A 17,405-nucleotide genomic window follows, 5' to 3' on the forward strand; every position below is an offset into this window, starting at 1 on the left:
ACGCTCAGGCCTGACCGATCAATTCGATCGCCTGTTCTCGCATCGCGATCTTGCGGACCTTGCCCGTGACTGTCATCGGAAACTCGTCCACGACATGGACGTACCGCGGAATCTTGTAGTGCGCGAGCTTGCCGGTACAGAAGGCACGGACCGAATCGGCGTCCAGATCGTCTGCACCTTCGCGCATCTGGATCCACACCATCAATTCCTCGCCGTACTTTGCGTCCGGCACACCGATGACCTGCGCGTCGAGAATGTCGGGATGGGTGTAGAGGAACTCCTCGATCTCACGCGGATAGACGTTCTCGCCACCGCGGATGACCATGTCCTTGATGCGTCCCGTGATAGCGACGTATCCGGCCTCGTCCATGACGCCGATGTCTCCGGTGTGCATCCACCGGGCAGCGTCGATCGCCTCGGCGGTCTTCTCCGGGTTCTCCCAGTAGCCGAGCATGACCGAGTAACCACGTGTGCACAGTTCGCCCGGCTCGCCGCGCGGCACCGTCAGTCCGGTTGCCGGATCTACGATCTTGATCTCGAGGTGCGGCCCCACCCGACCGACGGTTTCGGTGCGCTGCTCGATCGAATCGTCCGAGCGGGTCTGCAGCGACACCGGCGACGTCTCGGTCATGCCATAGCAGATGGACACCTCTGCCATACCCATACGATCGATGACCTGCTTCATCACTTCGACCGGGCAGGGCGAACCCGCCATGATGCCGGTGCGAAGGGACGACAGATCGAAGCTGTCGAAGTCCGGCAGCGCCAATTCTGCAATGAACATCGTCGGAACGCCGTAGAGGGACGTGCACTTTTCGGCCTGGACGGCTTCGAGCGAGGCGCGCGGATCGAATGCCGGGCCCGGAATGACCATGGCAGCACCGTGACTGGTGCACGCAAGGTTGCCCATCACCATGCCGAAGCAGTGATAGAACGGCACCGGGATGCACACCCGATCGACCTCGCTGTAGTGGCACAACTCGCCGACGAAGTAGCCGTTGTTGAGAATGTTGTGGTGGCTGAGCGTCGCGCCCTTCGGGAAACCGGTAGTGCCCGAGGTGTATTGGATGTTGATCGCGTCGTCGGCCGACAACGCGGCTTGGGCAGCTGCGAGCGGAGCCGGATCGCTTGCCTGGGCCGCCAACCCGTCGGCAAGCACCGCGTCCCACTCGGGTGAACCGAGCAGGAGCACTGAAGTCAGATCCGGGCACTGCGGCCGCACCGTCTCGATCATCGACGCGTAGTCCGAGGTCTTGAAGCTGGCCGCAGACACCAGCGTCGAGATTCCGGCTTGCTCGAGCACGTACTGCAACTCGTGCGAGCGGTAGGCCGGATTGATGTTGACCAGGATCGCGCCGATCTTTGCCGTCGCGTACTGCGTGAACGTCCATTCCGGACAGTTGGGAGCCCAGATCCCCACCCGATCGCCCTTCCCCACACCACGGGAAAGTAGTCCGGCAGCGAGCCCGTTCACCTGCTCGGCGAACTCCCGGTACGTCCATCGTCGACCGCTGGCGTGGTCGATCAACGCATCGCGGTCGCCGTGTGCGGCAACCGTGCGATCGAGGTTGTCTCCGATGGTGTCGCCCAGCATCGGACCGTCCCATACTCCGGACGTATAGCTGGGCAGCGGCGTACTCATGTGTTCTGTCCTCTCCGGTTACCTGTTCAGGCACCTATGAGAGGGGCCGCCGCAGCGGACCCTCTCATCTACGAATTTACTCGATTCGGTGTGATGCACGACATACTTCCCGGTGCGGGGTGCCTGTAACTGTTCGAAGTCCGGACACCCCACCCGCCTGCTGTGCGCCTTTATTAACCGCCGGCGGTTAATAAAGGCGCACAGTGTTTACAGGGCGTGGTCCTTGGTCTCGACGAGCGCCCAGGTGCAGACCAGACTCACCACGCCGAGGATTGCCAACATGATTCCGATGGCCATACTCCCGTAGGCCGAGGCCAGCGGTGCGGCGATCAGCGGCGGCACTGCGCCACCGAGCACTCCGGCGAGGTTGTAGCCGAGGCCGGCACCGGTGTAGCGGTAGCGGGTCTGGAACATTTCCGGAAGCAGCGCACCACAGGGGCCGTACGCGATTCCGAAGATCATCAGCGTGCCGAACATTCCGAGGATGAACGCGATCGGTGTTCCGGTGTCCAGGAGCGGGAACAGAATGAGCGCCCACACCACAGCCAGACCACAAGAGATCATGATGACCTTGCGACGCCCGATGCGGTCCGAGTACAAGGCGGAGACGATGATCGCCGCACCGAAGACGAAGGCGGACGCGATACCGACCGACAGGACGAACGGGCGGGAGAAGCCGAGGGTCTTGGTTCCGTAGCTCGTGAGGAACGCCGTGCCCATGTAGAAGAACGCGAACAGGCAAGCGAGGGCGCCGGCCGAGAGCAGGATCTCCTTGGTCTGGAACCGCCAGGCATCCAGGAACGGGAGGGTGCGAGGTGCTTCGTTCTTCTGCTCTGCAACGCGCTCTGCCTGCTCCGCCTTGAAGACCGGGGTCTCCTCGATAGCGAGTCGCATGTAGAGGCCGATGCCGACCAACACGATGGAGAACAAGAACGGGATACGCCAGCCGTAGTCGAGGAAGGCCTGATTGGTGTCGCCGAGAACAGCGCCGGTGATGAGGAATGTACTGCTCGAGAGCACGAAGGCGATTGCAGGGCCGAGCTGCGGGAACATCGCATACAGACCACGTTTGCCCGGTGGGGCGTATTCCGCGGTGAGCAGAGTTGCGCCTGCCCATTCACCACCGACCGCGAAGCCTTGGCCGAATCGCAAGAGCACCAGGATGATCGGAGCCGCAACACCGATGGTTGCCGCACCGGGCAGCAAGCCGATCAGGAGCGTCGAGATACCCATGAGCAGGAGCGTCGAGATCAGAGTCTTCTTGCGACCGATGCGATCACCGAAGTGTCCGAACAGCATTGCGCCGACGGGCCGGGCGATGAATGCGACTGCGAAGGTCGCAAACGATGCGACGGTTCCCGCGGTGGCACCGAGCGCGGGGAAGAATACCGTCGGAAAGACAAGTGCCGCAGCAGTTCCGTAGATGAAGAAATCGTAGAACTCGATGGTCGTGCCGATGCAGCTCGCGATCGCGACGCGCCGCACACTGGTGGTCTGCGGGGGTTGTGTCGCGCCTGCGGCACTCGCACCCCCGGCGCCGGCGGCGCTGTTGCCGCCTGTGGGAGAGACTGTGGTCACTCGATTCCTCCGTGGTCCCGTGGTGTCGCCCTGTGGGCATCACCGTCGATAGGAGGAAAGGTAGTGATGTGGCTCACCCCTGCACTACCCCCGAAAGGGGGTAGGAGTGATCTCGGTCACGACTTGTATGCAATGGTAACGAGTTTCACGGCTCTTCACATGCCGTGGGCCGTCCGATTCGTTCACACGAATCGGACGGCCCACGCTGAACTGCGTCAGGTCCAGCGCTACGAATCAAGCCTTTCCGGCAGCCCCGAAAAGCTCCTGACGGATCTCTCCCCACACCGTGGCGTAGGAGTCGATGATCGGTTCTGAAATCCACTTGGACTCCCCCGCTTGAACTTTCGCGAGAGCATCCGAGAAGAGATCCTGGTAGCGGGACAACCGCGGAACGAATGTCGACAAATCGTCGAACAGGTTTGCAGCCCGGCGGTCCAGCTCGGCAAGGGAATTCGCGTCTGCGTCGTCGATAAGTGCAACGAACTCCTCGTCCAGCGGAACGAAAGCCTCGTACACCTCGCCGATGGAGTCCTCGTCGATCGAGACCCGCTCAGCGTCCAACTGATCTTCGAGTTCCGCGAGGCCTTTCTCGGTCAGGCTGATGGCACCTTCTGCTTCGGCCGCTTTACCCTGCGCGACAAGTGCGTCGTACGCAGCTTGACCGGACGCTGCGCTGACGCCCAAATGCTCGGCCAGTACAACCGCTCCGACCCGCTCCTTGAGACGCACTGCTTGGAGCAGTGCCAACTCGTCCACATTGCCAGCGAAGGCCATCGATTTCTCCTACTCACGTGCCGCCTCTGCGGCTCCAGCATCACAGCGGACACCCGTGGGTTTCCGCAGCCCGACAAAGGGCTCGAAAGAATCAGATCACACGCCGATCGATCGTTGTGAAGTCACCGCAGCAAGCCGACTGTCACGCGACGGAATCGACCTGATCGGGGATCACGCTGCCGTCCGCACGAGTTACGGCGCCTTTGGCCCCGGCCGCGTCAGTGTAGGCATCGGTCGAGCAGTGATAGGGAGCATCCGCCTGTGCTTTCGGTTCGATGAACATGGGGTTGACCAGCCATTTTCCGTCACTGTTGTCGTAGGCATTGCACATCAGTTCGGGATTGTTGCGGTTGATCACCAGACGCGCACCGGTCGCATCTCCGAGGAACGTCACGTCGGTGACAGAATCACCGGCAGCAAACACCTGACGCCGATCGGCAGGCAACTGCTCGAACGCCGTAGGCCCTTGGACCCCGTAGACAACCTCGTTGACCTGACACCGCTTCCCGTCGATGTACGGAATGACCGAGTCGTCACCGTCCGCAACCCCACCACATCCCCGCAGGCGCCCCGTCAGAACGCCGCCTTCGACGATCGGCCGAACTCCCATCACGTGATCGGCATCCAATCCCAGCTGCTCCGACCAGACTCGAACGACCGGTTCGGCCGACGCGGAGATGATCCGCACGTCGAATCCATGAGCGCCGAGTGATTTCACCAAATCTTCGATTTGCGCGTAGTAACGCACCGAACCGTCGACTTCCGTGGTACCGACGGTCTGATCGGATCCTTCTGCGGCAGCGAGATTCTCAGCGCGCGCTGCGCGGGCGTACTCGGTGATCTCGCCCTCGGTGTGCCCTGCCATCAACTGCACCGCCCACGCGTACGCAGCCTTGGTCCGGCGGTGATCGTAGCCGTCGAATGCAACCTGTCCGTCGCGAGTTTTCTCCTCGAGTACCGCAACGATCTCGTCAGCGCAGTCCAAGTCGGTACTGGTTACCAAGGGTTGACCCGCGGCGGTCTCCGAGCCACACGCGGCGGAAAGTGCGGCAGCGCCGGCTGGAGTCATGAAGCGACTGGTGGTTGCCCAGTCCGCTCCCACGGGCTGTAACACCTTGTTGTTCTTGATCATCCAGAATGCAGTGGCGCTTCCGATGTCGTTCTTGACAACTGTGTTGTCCCAGTCGAAGAGCGCCAACGGAGCGCCGTTATCGACATCACCTGCAGCTCCACACGTTCCGAACTCCGTCATCATGGCATCCAACCTCACACGGTTGTCGCCGTACCACGCCAGACTGGGATCCAACACCGCGCAGGATGAACCACTCTGCGCCGCATCCTCTTTCGTGGCACTCTCGGCCGAACTACATGCAGTTGCACTCAACAGGACACTACCTACGGCCAACGCACACAGGGCGCGGGCATGCAGCGAACGGAACATCGATTCCCTCATTTTCGTCGTGATTCGGGTACGACGGCATACCCGAGTGTCGATCGACCCGGGTATGCCGTGCAGCTGTCAACTAGTCGAGCGTCAGCACTTCTCCCGACGCAACGGCGTCGGCGCGAGAGGTGTCCTTGAGGTCGACGCCGGAGCGGCCCAATTGGCGCGCTCCCGTCACCAACCCCAGGACGACACGAGCAGCCTGCTCGTATCCGAGGCCCTCGGGTGGGTGGACATTGGAAATGCAGTTTCGATCCGCGTCGGTACGACCGACGCGCGGAAGGTGAGTCAGATAGATCCCGACGCTGTCCGCAACGGAGAGCCCTGGACGTTCGCCGATCAGGACGATCGCCGTCTGCACTCCCATCGCGGCGGCGATGTGATCACCCAGTGCCACACGGGCATTCGTGGCGATCACCGGCGGCGCAATCGAGTACCGCTCCCCCAACACCGTGACCAACGCGGACAGTAGTTGCTCGCCGTGGTCCATCAGTGCTCGCGGGGAGAGTCCGTCGGCGAGGATGAACCCGATTTCCTTGTCGGAGCTCTTGATCGCGCTCAGGTCAGCAGGCTGGCGACCCAGGTCGGGTCTCCGGAGATACTCGCTGCGAGTGGAGACGCTGCTCGCGACTACCACCGGTGCCCCGATACCCAGCCCGTCGACCCGACTGGCGAGAGTCTCGGAATCGAGTGGCTCGTGCACTGCGTCGCGGGCTGCGGCGTGTGCTGCCTTGAATTCGAGAACCCGCTTGGTGGGCAACGAATCTCCGGCACGCCCCAGCCCGATACGCGATTGTGTGGTCTTGCGCAGTGGACCCCAGAAATCGAGGATCGGCGCCTGATCTTCGGTCATGAGTTCACCGTCAAAGCCCGCAGCGGCGACATTTCGGCGTCGATCGGAAGAACCCGACCGTTTGCGTCGGTCATCCCCAAGTTGTGGAGCCAGGTCTCGAACTCCGGGGCGGGCTGCAAACCGAGGACCTTACGCACGTACAACGCGTCGTGGAACGCCAGACTTTGATAGCCGAGCATCACGTCGTCGGCGCCGGGCACCGCGATCACGAACGCCGCGCCGGCGACGCCCAGCAAGGTGAGGAGGTTGTCCATGTCGTCTTGATCTGCTTCGGCGTGGTTGGTGTAGCAGACGTCCACTCCCATCGGCAGCCCGAGGAGTTTTCCGCAGAAGTGATCCTCCAAGCCCGCGCGAATGATCTGCTTGCCGTCGTAGAGGTACTCGGGACCGATGAAACCGACCACCGTGTTGACCAGCAGCGGCTCGAGATCTCGAGCCACGGCGTATGCCCTGGTCTCGAGTGTCTGCTGATCGACCGGGGCTCCGCCGGTGCCGTAGTGGGCACCTGAACTGAGGGCGGACCCCTGCCCTGTCTCGAGGTACATGACGTTGTTGCCGACCGTTCCGCGGTTCAAGGAGCGTCCGGCCTCGTTACCTTCGCGCAGTAGCGGAATGTTCACTCCGAAACCGGAATTGGCGCCTTCGGTACCGGCAATCGATTGGAAGACAAGATCGACCGGCACCCCCGATTCGATCAGTCCGATCGTGGTGGTCACGTGAGAGAGCACGCACGACTGAGTCGGGATCTCGAATCGCTGACGGATGTCGTCGAGCAGGTGGAGCAGGTCCGAGGTGGCCTGGGGTGAATCCGTCGCAGGGTTGATGCCGATGACGGCGTCGCCACATCCCATCAGGAGACCGTCCAATGTGGCCGCCGCAATGCCGCGTGGATCGTCCGTCGGGTGGTTTGGCTGGAGTCGGGTGCTCAGCCGTCCAGGCAGACCGATGGTGGTGCGGAACCCCGCGGTGACCGTGATGGCCTTGGCGACGGCGATCAGGTCCTGATTGCGCATGATCTTGCTGACCGCGGCTACCATCTCGGGGGTCAGACCGGGACTCACGGCAGACAAGCGTGCTGAAGCTTCCGGCGCCGACGCAGTCTCGAGCAGCCAGTCCCGTAATCCGCCAACAGTCAGGTGGGCCACCGGCGCAAATGCGAGGCGATCGTGGCTGTCGATGATGAGCCGGGTCACCTCGTCGTCCTCGTACGGAACCAACAGATCTTCGAGGAACACCGTCAACGGAAGATCAGCCAGAACCCATTGGGCAGCAGCACGTTCAGCATCGGAGCTTGCCGCGCAACCGGCTAGTTCGTCACCCGACCGCAGTGGTGTCGCTTTTGCCATCAGATCGACGAGACCGTCGAACGAGTAGTTGGTTCCGGATACCTGCTGGTGATACTTGGCCATCCCGCGACTCATCCCAATTCTTCTTCCGCCTGTGCAAGTACAGCAAACTCCTCGTCCGGCGAGTTGGCAACAAGGTGGTGACGACTGTAGAGACCGAAGTACGCCATCAGAACTCCGAAGGCAACCAACGTCAGCAATGCCGCAACGGGATCTACCAGGAAGGTGGCCACCACCGACACTGCCGCGATCACGAGCGCAAACGAGGTGGTGGCGATACCGCCGGGCGTGCGGTACGGGCGCGGCATGTTCGGCTCACGCTTACGAAGAACGATGTGACTCACCATCATCAGGACGTAGCTGACTGCCGCGCCGAACACCGCCATGTTGAGCAACATGGCACCTTCACCGGTGAGTGAGAGCGCGAAGCCGATGATTCCGGGAACGACGAGCGCGAGAGTGGGGGCCTTGCGCTTGTTGGTCACCGACAGGTTCTTCGGCAGGTAGCCGGCGCGGGAGAGCGCAAACGTCTGACGTGAGTAGGCGTACATGATCGAGAAGAAGCTCGCGACCAGACCGGCAAGTCCGATGTAGTTGACGGCCTTTGCCGCTCCGCTGTCCCCCAGCGCCTCGACGAGCGGATTTCCGGAGGTGGACAGGGCGTCGGCGCCGAGCGCACCGGTGGCGAGGAAGAGAACCGTTGCGCCTGTGACGATCAGGATCAACATGCTGATGATGATGCCGCGGGGGACGTTCTTCTCCGGTTCACGTGCTTCCTCGGCGGCCAGCGGTACACCTTCGACGGCAAGGAAGAACCAGATCGCGAAGGGCACGGCGGCCCAGATTCCGAGCAGACCGAATGGCAGGAACGACGACGATCCGACTGCGCTGGTGTCGACGGCGATATCGGTGAGGTTGGACGAATCGAAAAGGCCGACAGCCGAAACCGCGAACACGACCAGGCCGACGAGTGCAATGGCGGTGATGATGAACATCGCCTTGAGTGCCTCACCGGCGCCGGTGAGGTGAATGCCGATGAAGATCGCGTACACCGCGAGGTACACCCACCAGCCGTCGGTGATCCCGAACAGGTTCAGCGACTCGACGTACGCCCCGATGAAGGTCGCGATCGCTGCGGGCGCGATCGAGTACTCGATGAGAATCGCTGTGCCGGTGGCAAATCCACCCCAGGGACCCATGGCCCGTCTGGCAAACGTGTACCCCCCGCCCGCAGCCGGAAGCGCCGACGACATCTCGGCCATACCGAGCACCATCGCCAGGTACATCCCCGCGATGACGACGGCCGCGATGAGAAGGCCACCGAAACCACCTTCGGCCAGACCGTTGTTCCAGCCGGCGTAGTCACCGGAAATCACATAGCTGACACCCAAACCCGCAAGCAGCACCCACCCTGCTGTTCCCTTTCGGAGTGTTCGTTTCTCCAGATACGAATTGTCTTCCGCATGGAAGTCTGCGCCGTCGTGGTGTGCACCCGCGGCACCGGCGTTTTTGCCGGTTGCATGGTCGGAAAGAGACATGTCCATCCTCTGAATCAGTCAAGAATGAGACGACGCACGGTGGATGCGTCGCGTGAAATGAACGGTATGTGGGCGATGTACGGAGAAGGTCGCCTGGAGATGACCGTGCTGTTAACTGGCTGTCATGTGAGCGGCCCCGAGTCTGTTCAGATCTTCTTCAGGCGGCCGTTCTCACGATCGGGCGGCCGCGCCTGGCACCGGGCAGGCATCGACGGCCTCGGCGACGACCTGGGGAACTGTCGGGGGCGATGGACGCACGCCCGCTTCCCAATCAGCGCCTACGAGAATGCTCGACGCGCCGAGTGCTTCGTTTTCGTCCGGTGTGAATGCCCTTGCTCGACTGAGGAATCTGAATCCTTCAGGAGACTCCAGGCTGAATCCGCTGCCGCGGCCGGGCACGACGTCCAGCACCAACTGGGTGTGCTTCCAGGCTTCGAACTGTGATCCAGAAATCCAGACCTGTACAGCGTCGGTTCCGGTGGGAAGGTCTTCGGGAATCTCTCCGACCGCAAGTCGGAGATCGACGATTCCGAGTAGTACGTCACGGTCCCCGACGATGAATTCGCCTGAGGGATAACACATCGGGGCCGAGCCGTCGCAGCATCCGCCGGATTGATGCATCATCAGTTCGCCGTGAGTCCCGCTGAGGCGGCGTAGCAGGTCAGCCGCCCCAGCGGTGGTCACCAACCGGGGTGGAACGGCGCCGGTATCGGGTGTGTCCGTGGCGCTCATTCCAACCTCCGTGTGTTTGTGCAGGTTTCGCGTGTTGCAGTCTTGCGCACCGGCACCCGCAGCGAGGGGCTCACGGGTGCCGGTGGGTCGATCAGAAGAAGCCCTGAGCCTTCTGGGCGTAGCTGACCAGGAGGTTCTTGGTCTGCTGGTAGTGCGAGAGCATCATCAGGTGGTTCTCGCGGCCGATGCCGGACTGCTTGTATCCACCGAAAGCGGCGTGTGCCGGGTACTGGTGGTACGTGTTGGTCCAGACGCGACCGGCCTGGATGTCGCGGCCTGCGCGGTACGCGACTCCGCCGTCGCGGGACCAGACACCGGCGCCCAAACCGTAGAGCGTGTCGTTGGCGATTTCGATGGCCTCGTCGTAGTCCTTGAACGAGGTGACCGAGACGACGGGTCCGAAGATCTCTTCCTGGAAGATGCGCATCTTGTTATTGCCGGTGAACACCGTCGGCTGGACGTAGTAGCCGCCGGACAGGTCTCCGCCGAGTTCGGCCCGCTCACCACCGGTGATGACCTTGGCGCCTTCGGCCTTGCCGATCTCGATGTACGAGAGGATCTTCTCGAGCTGATCGTTGCTGGCCTGGGCACCGATCATGGTGTCGGTGTCGAGCGGATCCCCTTGGCGCACAGCCTTGGTGCGAATGGCGGCCATCGCGAGGAACTCGTCGAAGATGTCTTCCTGGATCAGCGAACGTGACGGGCAGGTGCAGACCTCGCCCTGGTTGAGGGCGAACATCGTGAAGCCCTCGAGTGCCTTGTCCTGGTAGTCGTCATTGGAGGCGAGGACGTCGGAGAAGAAGATGTTGGGGCTCTTGCCACCGAGTTCGAGGGTCACGGGGATGAGGTTCTGCGACGCGTACTGCATGATCAGGCGACCTGTGGTGGTTTCACCGGTGAACGCGATCTTCTTGATACGCGGGCTCGACGCGAGCGGCTTTCCGGCCTCGACGCCGAAGCCGTTGACGATGTTGAGCACACCGGCAGGCAGCAGGTCACCGATGATGCCGATGAGGTGCAGGATCGAGACGGGCGTCTGCTCGGCAGGCTTGAGCACGATGGCATTGCCGGCAGCAAGGGCGGGAGCGAGCTTCCACACGGCCATGAGGATCGGGAAGTTCCACGGAATGATCTGGCCGACTACGCCGAGCGGCTCGTGGAAGTGGTACGCCACGGTGTCGGAGTTGATCTCCGAAAGCGAACCTTCCTGTGCGCGAATAGCTCCCGCGAAGTAACGGAAGTGATCGATGGCGAGCGGAATGTCAGCGTTGAGGGTCTCGCGGATCGGCTTGCCGTTGTCCCACGACTCGGCGAGTGCGATGGATTCGAGGTTCTCCTCCATACGATCAGCGATCTTGTTCAAGATGATCGCGCGCTCGGCGACCGAGGTCTTGCCCCAGGCCGGAGCTGCTGCGTGCGCTGCGTCGAGAGCGAGCTCGATGTCTTCTGCGGTGGAACGAGCCACATCACAGAAATTCTGTCCGGTCACCGGTGTCGGGTTCTCGAAGTACTGACCCTTGACCGGAGCAACCCATTCGTTGCCGATCCAGTTGTCGTATCGAGACTGGAAGGACATGATCGCGTCGGCGGTACCTGGGCGGGCGTACACGGTCATTGCAAGCTCCTATGTAAACGTGATCTTCCTGGGCGCACCCACCAAATCGGTGACTGCAATCCCACCCCCCGGCGGGGTGTGATTCACAACACTAGGAGTTGCAACGTTGCAAGTACGTTGCGTGCGAGAAACGCAGATGATTCTCAGATGCCCAATTGGCGGTCGAGGAGATCAATTCTTGCCTGGACCTGCGAATACAGCGGAGATTGAGGATCCAACGTGGACAGGTAGGCCTCCCACACGACGGAGTCTTCGCGCCCGTGTACGGACGTGGTCCACCGGGCCAGCAGGTTGGCGTCACCTCCACGCAGCAGAGCCGCCTGAACCCTGGTGCGTAGTTCTTCCCGCACCTCTTCGATTCCCGGGGAGGCCGAGCCTGCCAGTACCGGGCCCGAATACAGTTTCATCGCCGTCGCTGCGTCTCCGCGATCCAACGCCGCCCGCACGTCACCGACGTCTGTCGTGAACTCCGTGATGATCCGATAAGGACGCGAAGCCAGCCGGTCGGCGCCGAAAACCTTACGAAGCCGCGACATTTCCGCGCGAATGGTCACTGCGTCGAGCTCCCCCTCGTCGAGCAGGACCGCAAGGTGGTCGGAGCTGAGACCCTCCGGATGTTCGGAGAGCAGAAGGAGAATCTCGGCGTGACGCTGCGAAATCGGGATGCGGTCACCGCCGCGAACCAGCGTCGGCCGGCCGGCACCGAATGTTTCGAGGCGCGGAGCCGTGGCGCTGAGCGGGATAGGCGAGTTCAAGAGGTGGAATCGCAATTCCGATTCGGCGGCCGCAACAGTTGCACGGATCAGCGACAGCACTTCGGGAACCGCGACCCTGGGACCACCGGTGATGTCGATGGCACCAAGGATTTGCCCAGTGGTGGGATCGTGGACGGGTGCGGCCGAACAACTCCAGTCGTGCACGGTTCGGTTGAAATGCTCGGATCCGAAAATCTGTACGGAGTGATCGAGAGCAAGCGCCGTTCCCGGCGCATTGGTGCCGACACGATCTTCGCTCCAGTCGGCGCCTTCGACGAAGTTCATGGACAACGCTTTGTCCTTGGCCGAGTTGTCACCCTCCACCCAGAGCAGTCGACCGTGTGCGTCACTGATCGCGATCAGCAATCCGGTCTCGGCAGCATCTTCCACCAGGAGTTTCCGAATCACCGGACGGATCAATGACATGGGATGCGCGGACCGATATTTTTCGAGTTCCAACCCCTCGAGCATCTCAGGATTGCCGACAACGTCAGGATTTACTCCCTTGTTGCGGCTCCGCATCCAGGACTCGAGCACGACCGAACGGACATGGGAGTCGTCGGTCAGCCCTTGGCCGGGCACGCCGCGGGCATCGATGAACGACTGATGGGCAGACGAAAGTCGCCGCGCGAGTAACGCGACGTCATCCCCTGGCCTGACCGCCACCCACGGGTTGCCGGACACAGCCTGTTCACGTGCCATATTTTGCGTTCCTCCGCTCCGTGGACCACTGTAACGCCGATCACAGCCCATAGGCGAGAACGACCATTCGGTATGACTGTCGACCTAGCCTGCCGCCACTCGCGGTCACTCGTCACCGAGCAGGATGGCGCTTGCTCGTTCCGCGACCATCACCGCGGTCGCGTGTGGGCCGCGGGTCGGGATCGTCGGCAGGATTGACGTGTCAACAATACTGAGTCCTGCCGCGCCGATCACACGGCACCGATCATCGACGACTGCGAACGGGTCCGATTCGGCGCCCATCACGCAGCTACCGGACATGTGCAAGGACGTACCGAGGCGAGATTCGATCCACTCGTCGGTGTACTCCACGACGGGGCGATCGATCAACCCGGTGTCGGCGATCGACTCGAGAAGGTTCTCGGCGATCTGCATTCCTTCCCGAATGGCTGCTCGATCGTGCGTCGACGCGACGTAGTTGTATCGAATACGCGGTGCCCCAGCGGGATCCCCCGATGCCAGTTCGATGCTCCCCCGACTGCGCGGCGCCATGAGGACCATCCCGACGCCGTGATCCATGCGAGGCACACCGGGAACCAAGTCTGTGAAAGATGCGGTGTACGGGCGGATTTCAACTTCGGTGAGATTGAGTGCAGTCTCCAGCACCGGTGTCTGCGAGCGAATCGTACGAGGCGTCGAAAAATGGTACGGCAGCAGCACTTCCGGATGGTCGACGAAGTTCTGGCCGACGCCAGGTCGATCGAGAATGACGGAAACTCCTTGCTCTGCAAGTTGTTCCGCCGGACCAACACCGGAATTCAAGAGAATGTGCGGCGTCGCCACCGCACCCGAACACACGATCACGTGGTCGGCACGAATGCGTCGGACGTTGCCGTCGTCGAGAACGTCGACGCCGATCGCACGGGTTCCCGAGAATACGATGCGAATGACGTTCACTCCGGATTCCACCCGCAAATTCGGGCGGTGCAACGCCGGCATCAGATACCCGATCGCAGTACTGATCCGACGATGATCCGCCACGTTCAGTGGCACTCGGCCGACGCCGAACGAGTCCGGCGCATTCTTGTCGACGTCGTCGGGAAAACCTGCTCCGAGCGCTGCCGCATGAAACTCACCGCTCAGTGGATGCAGTTGGTCCCACGCTCGACGCTCGACCGGGATCGGACCGGCGGTCCCGTGGAACTCGCCCTCGAAATCACGATCCGTCTCAGACTTCTTGAAGTACGGCAAGACGTCGTCGTATCGCCAAGCACTCGGCCAGTTCTCGAAATCTGCGCGGGTCGCGCGCGTGAAGTACGCACCGTTGACGGCCCCGGACCCACCGAGTGTCCGCCCGCGCGCAATCGTGGACGCCCGACGCGGTGTCAGTTCGACCGGATACGTCCACGTGTATTCGCTCGCAGGTCCGACCGGCAGCCGGTACGGATCACCCAGGACGTCCGGAAGTTCGAGCGCCGAACGATATCCGCTTCCCGATTCGAGGAGCATCACCGTGGCGGATGGATCTTCACTGAGCCTGGCTGCGACGACGCAGCCACACGTGCCACCACCGACAACCAGGAAGTCTGCGTAGTCGGCTTCTGTCACTTGGTGATTCGAGGTTTCAGCGCCGCCCAGTCGCGAGCGTCGAACGCGCCCCGCCAGAGTCCGGCTCCATACGCGATGTCATCTGCTCGTTTGAAGAAGACGTACCGAACCGGACCCAGCCCGCCTGGCTCACGGTGGCGATACCAGTCCACCAAACCTTCGGTGACTGCCGCAGCGACGGCCAGTCGCCGAATTCGACGGGAAGCGATCACCGCCAGAAGAGTCACCGGCCAGTAGTGACGACACATCGCCGAGGCGAGTTGCCAGAATCCTCCGACAAACCCCTGCGCAGTGAGGATCGCTGCGATCCGGGTGGGCTGACTCAGCCCGTTGAACATCTTTCGCAGGCGATACACCGTGAAGAGCAGAGCGCCCAGCGCACTCGCAAGACCGGAACGGGTCAGTGTTGCGGCGGCGATGCACGCGAAGAGCGTCGAGAACGACATCGCCATCGGCGGAACCGAACCCTCGTGTCTTGCAGCCAACGGCGCCGCGCCCGTGCCGTAGAACGCTCTCCTGGCGAACCACTTGTCGAACTGAACTCGATGATCGTGGGCGACATGCGCAACCGGTTCGTACCTCAGTCGCCAACCCGCAGCCTGTAGTCGCCAGCAGAAATCGACGTCCTCGGCCACTTCGAGACTCTCGTCGAAACCGTTGCATTCGAGTGCCACGTCGCGCCGGACGATAACGGCCGCGCTGGGGACATAGGCGACCGGACTTCCCGACTTCACCGCAGCTTCTTTGCGTCCGAGGTCGAGAGACGATCGCATGTTCTCGTACCGCGCCAGCGCCGTCCCGTACGGATCGAGGGCGACGATGCGGGGCGCAACAAGGGCAACCCCTGGATCGCTGAAGTGGCCCAACATCAACTCGAGCCAACCGGCACGCGGTATGACGTCTGAGTCGAGGAAAGCTACGAAACGTGTTTGGGCCGAACGCAATCCCGAGTTTCTCGCTGCCGAGGGTCCGCGGGCGCTCTCGTGCCGCACCACTGTGATGGTTCCGGTGCCCGGGCAGGCGCGACGGGGCTCCACCGGCACTTCCGAACCGTCGTCGACAACGATGACGGTCAGATCCTTGAGGACGGGCAGTAGGCGTTCGACGCCGGCCTGGTTGTCCTTGACCGGAATCACGACGGTGACATCTGCCGCAGACGGTGTCGACATCGGACGAGGATTCGCGACGCCTGAATCGAGAAGGTGACGAGCAACCGCAGCGCTCTGCTGGTCGACCACCTCGAGGAAGCCGTCACCGATCATCGCCGCAGCCGTCGGAGCCAGCTTGAGCATCCGTGTCGGAGAGCCGCCGATGAGCACCCGGCCGCCCGAGTACGTGCGCACCTTGGGGTCCAACCGAATGCCGAAGCCGTCGGGGAGTCTTGCTGGTCGCATCAGATGATCGTAAGGGACGTAGCCCGTCGTGCTGCAACTCGTCGCAGCCTCGAAAGCCGTCGCAGGTGGACCGTCCGCCCCCACTCGGTCGTGGTCGTCACCGAAGCCTCCCATCTGGACCAGGCTCCCACCGGGCCAGTCCATCCGTCACGCGTCCTACCAACTCACCGAAGATGTATGCGCCGTCTTCGGCGGTAGCCCCGACTGGATTGCCGAGAACGCCGTTTTGCGACACAGCGACCATACCGCCCGAACGCATTCCTGGCATCAGGTCCGCGATAGGAGACAAATTTCCTGTCTCAGCAAGGCTCATGTGCACCAAATCGGGCGAAAGGTGCAGCAATAGGCTCGTTTCAGTGTGCCCCGCGTGCGCATCGGCACCCGCAACAGCGCACGGCACCCAAGCGGCGTCACGTCCCTCGTATCGAAGAAGTGCCACAGCTTTGGCCAGCGCGGGACCGTTTCCGCCGTGGCCGTTGACGAACAGCACCCGCTTCGTCCACCTGAACGCCGACCTTCCGTATTCGACGACGAGGGTTTCCATAGCCTCGGCACCGATCGAAATCGTGCCGGCAAACCCTTCGTGTTCGCCGCTCGCCCCGTATTCGATGGCCGGGGCCACGACAACGTCGGGCAGAGCCTGTGCGACTGCTCTCGCGATCCGGGTGTCGGTATCGAGAGGCAGGTGCGGTCCGTGTTGTTCGAAAGAACCGACCGGGACCACGACGGTGAGCGCAGTGCCCTCGAGCGCCGGACTCGGGATGGCAGCAAGGTCACGCGGAGAACTCATCCCCCGATCGTATTGGTGCCGGCCCCTCCCACCGCAACACAGCATGCGGATACACCGGGGCATGGTTGTGCCCCGGTGTATGAGTTTTCAGTTGTCGCGGTTCACGCCGCGGTGGGCGGACTGTTCCCGCCGATCGGCTGCTGGTGCGGATCAACCGACATCGGTGGGTAGAACACCGTCTTCCGATCCGGTCCGATCTCGACACGCCACTCGGTGTGGTGCATCGTCCGGTGGTGATGACCGCACAACAAGATCAGGTTGTCGAGATCTGTTGGGCCACCATCGTTCCAGTGAACAATATGGTGAGCATCGCACCACGCCGACGGCGTCCCACACCCCGGAAACGCGCACCCGCCATCACGAACTGCCAACGCCCGCCGCTGCGGAACCGTCGCCGTTCTCGCTTCCTTACCGCAGTCGAGCGGAACACCGTTCTCATCCAACAAAATCCGGGTGACGGTGCAGTCGCACGCCAGCATCCGGGCAGTGTCGAGGCTGATCGGACCCACCCAATCCGTCCACGCAAACCCCAACTCCTCAGTGGACGGCAGGAGGTCTTTCAAGGCCTGCAGATCCGTCACGTCCTTCGCCGACGCGGTCACCGTGATGTGTGGTTTCACCCCGCCCTCGATCGGACCCAACCCCGCCCGCTCAT

General features: G+C 62.3%; 14 protein-coding genes. All 14 read right to left on the bottom strand.

Annotation, left to right across the window (positions count from 1 at the left end):
* Positions 1-4: 4 nt before the first annotated feature.
* Positions 5-1,642, bottom strand: a complete 1,638-nt coding sequence (locus QMA15_RS29055; RefSeq protein ID WP_069146263.1) for an AMP-binding protein — start codon at positions 1,640-1,642, stop codon at positions 5-7.
* Between the two features lie 207 nt (positions 1,643-1,849).
* Positions 1,850-3,127: an MFS transporter gene (locus QMA15_RS29060; protein ID WP_020906868.1), complete on the bottom strand. Its 1,278-nt coding sequence runs from the start codon at positions 3,125-3,127 to the stop codon at positions 1,850-1,852.
* A gap of 327 nt (positions 3,128-3,454) precedes the next feature.
* Positions 3,455-3,994, bottom strand: coding sequence for a hypothetical protein (locus QMA15_RS29065; RefSeq protein WP_290287796.1), 540 nt, complete (start codon positions 3,992-3,994; stop codon positions 3,455-3,457).
* 142 nt (positions 3,995-4,136) lie between these two features.
* Positions 4,137-5,435, bottom strand: a complete 1,299-nt coding sequence (locus tag QMA15_RS29070; RefSeq protein WP_069146261.1) for an HAD-IB family phosphatase — start codon at positions 5,433-5,435, stop codon at positions 4,137-4,139.
* Positions 5,436-5,517: 82 nt separating this feature from the next.
* Positions 5,518-6,291: an ethanolamine ammonia-lyase subunit EutC gene (eutC, locus tag QMA15_RS29075; RefSeq protein WP_290287799.1), complete on the bottom strand. Its 774-nt coding sequence runs from the start codon at positions 6,289-6,291 to the stop codon at positions 5,518-5,520.
* A complete protein-coding gene (locus QMA15_RS29080) occupies positions 6,288-7,712 on the bottom strand; it encodes an ethanolamine ammonia-lyase subunit EutB (protein ID WP_019744243.1) in 1,425 nt (474 codons plus the stop codon). The genes eutC and QMA15_RS29080 overlap by 4 nt, the downstream gene beginning before the upstream one ends.
* Positions 7,709-9,181, bottom strand: coding sequence for an ethanolamine permease (gene eat, locus QMA15_RS29085; protein WP_003941913.1), 1,473 nt, complete (start codon positions 9,179-9,181; stop codon positions 7,709-7,711). The genes QMA15_RS29080 and eat overlap by 4 nt, the downstream gene beginning before the upstream one ends.
* A 165-nt stretch (positions 9,182-9,346) precedes the next feature.
* Positions 9,347-9,907 (bottom strand): DUF779 domain-containing protein, encoded by a 561-nt coding sequence (locus tag QMA15_RS29090; protein ID WP_019744244.1) that lies wholly within the window; start codon positions 9,905-9,907, stop codon positions 9,347-9,349.
* 91 nt (positions 9,908-9,998) lie between these two features.
* On the bottom strand, positions 9,999-11,522 hold the full coding sequence (gene adh, locus QMA15_RS29095; protein ID WP_007730158.1) for an aldehyde dehydrogenase: 1,524 nt from the start codon (positions 11,520-11,522) through the stop codon (positions 9,999-10,001).
* A 143-nt stretch (positions 11,523-11,665) separates the two neighbouring features.
* Positions 11,666-12,979, bottom strand: a complete 1,314-nt coding sequence (locus tag QMA15_RS29100) for a helix-turn-helix domain-containing protein (protein ID WP_019744245.1) — start codon at positions 12,977-12,979, stop codon at positions 11,666-11,668.
* 105 nt (positions 12,980-13,084) lie between these two features.
* Positions 13,085-14,566 (bottom strand): mycofactocin system GMC family oxidoreductase MftG, encoded by a 1,482-nt coding sequence (gene mftG / locus QMA15_RS29105; protein ID WP_290287807.1) that lies wholly within the window; start codon positions 14,564-14,566, stop codon positions 13,085-13,087.
* Positions 14,563-15,960, bottom strand: coding sequence for a mycofactocin biosynthesis glycosyltransferase MftF (gene mftF / locus QMA15_RS29110; RefSeq protein WP_020906864.1), 1,398 nt, complete (start codon positions 15,958-15,960; stop codon positions 14,563-14,565). Before mftF ends, mftG begins: the two co-directional genes overlap by 4 nt.
* 97 nt (positions 15,961-16,057) lie before the next feature.
* Positions 16,058-16,750: a mycofactocin biosynthesis peptidyl-dipeptidase MftE gene (gene mftE / locus QMA15_RS29115; protein WP_019744248.1), complete on the bottom strand. Its 693-nt coding sequence runs from the start codon at positions 16,748-16,750 to the stop codon at positions 16,058-16,060.
* A gap of 101 nt (positions 16,751-16,851) precedes the next feature.
* Positions 16,852-17,405 (bottom strand): HNH endonuclease signature motif containing protein (locus QMA15_RS29120; protein WP_290287809.1); only part of this gene is annotated, 554 nt, incomplete at its 5' end.

Source organism: Rhodococcus sp. APC 3903, from assembly GCF_030407755.1.
GTDB lineage: Bacteria > Actinomycetota > Actinomycetes > Mycobacteriales > Mycobacteriaceae > Rhodococcus_F > Rhodococcus_F erythropolis.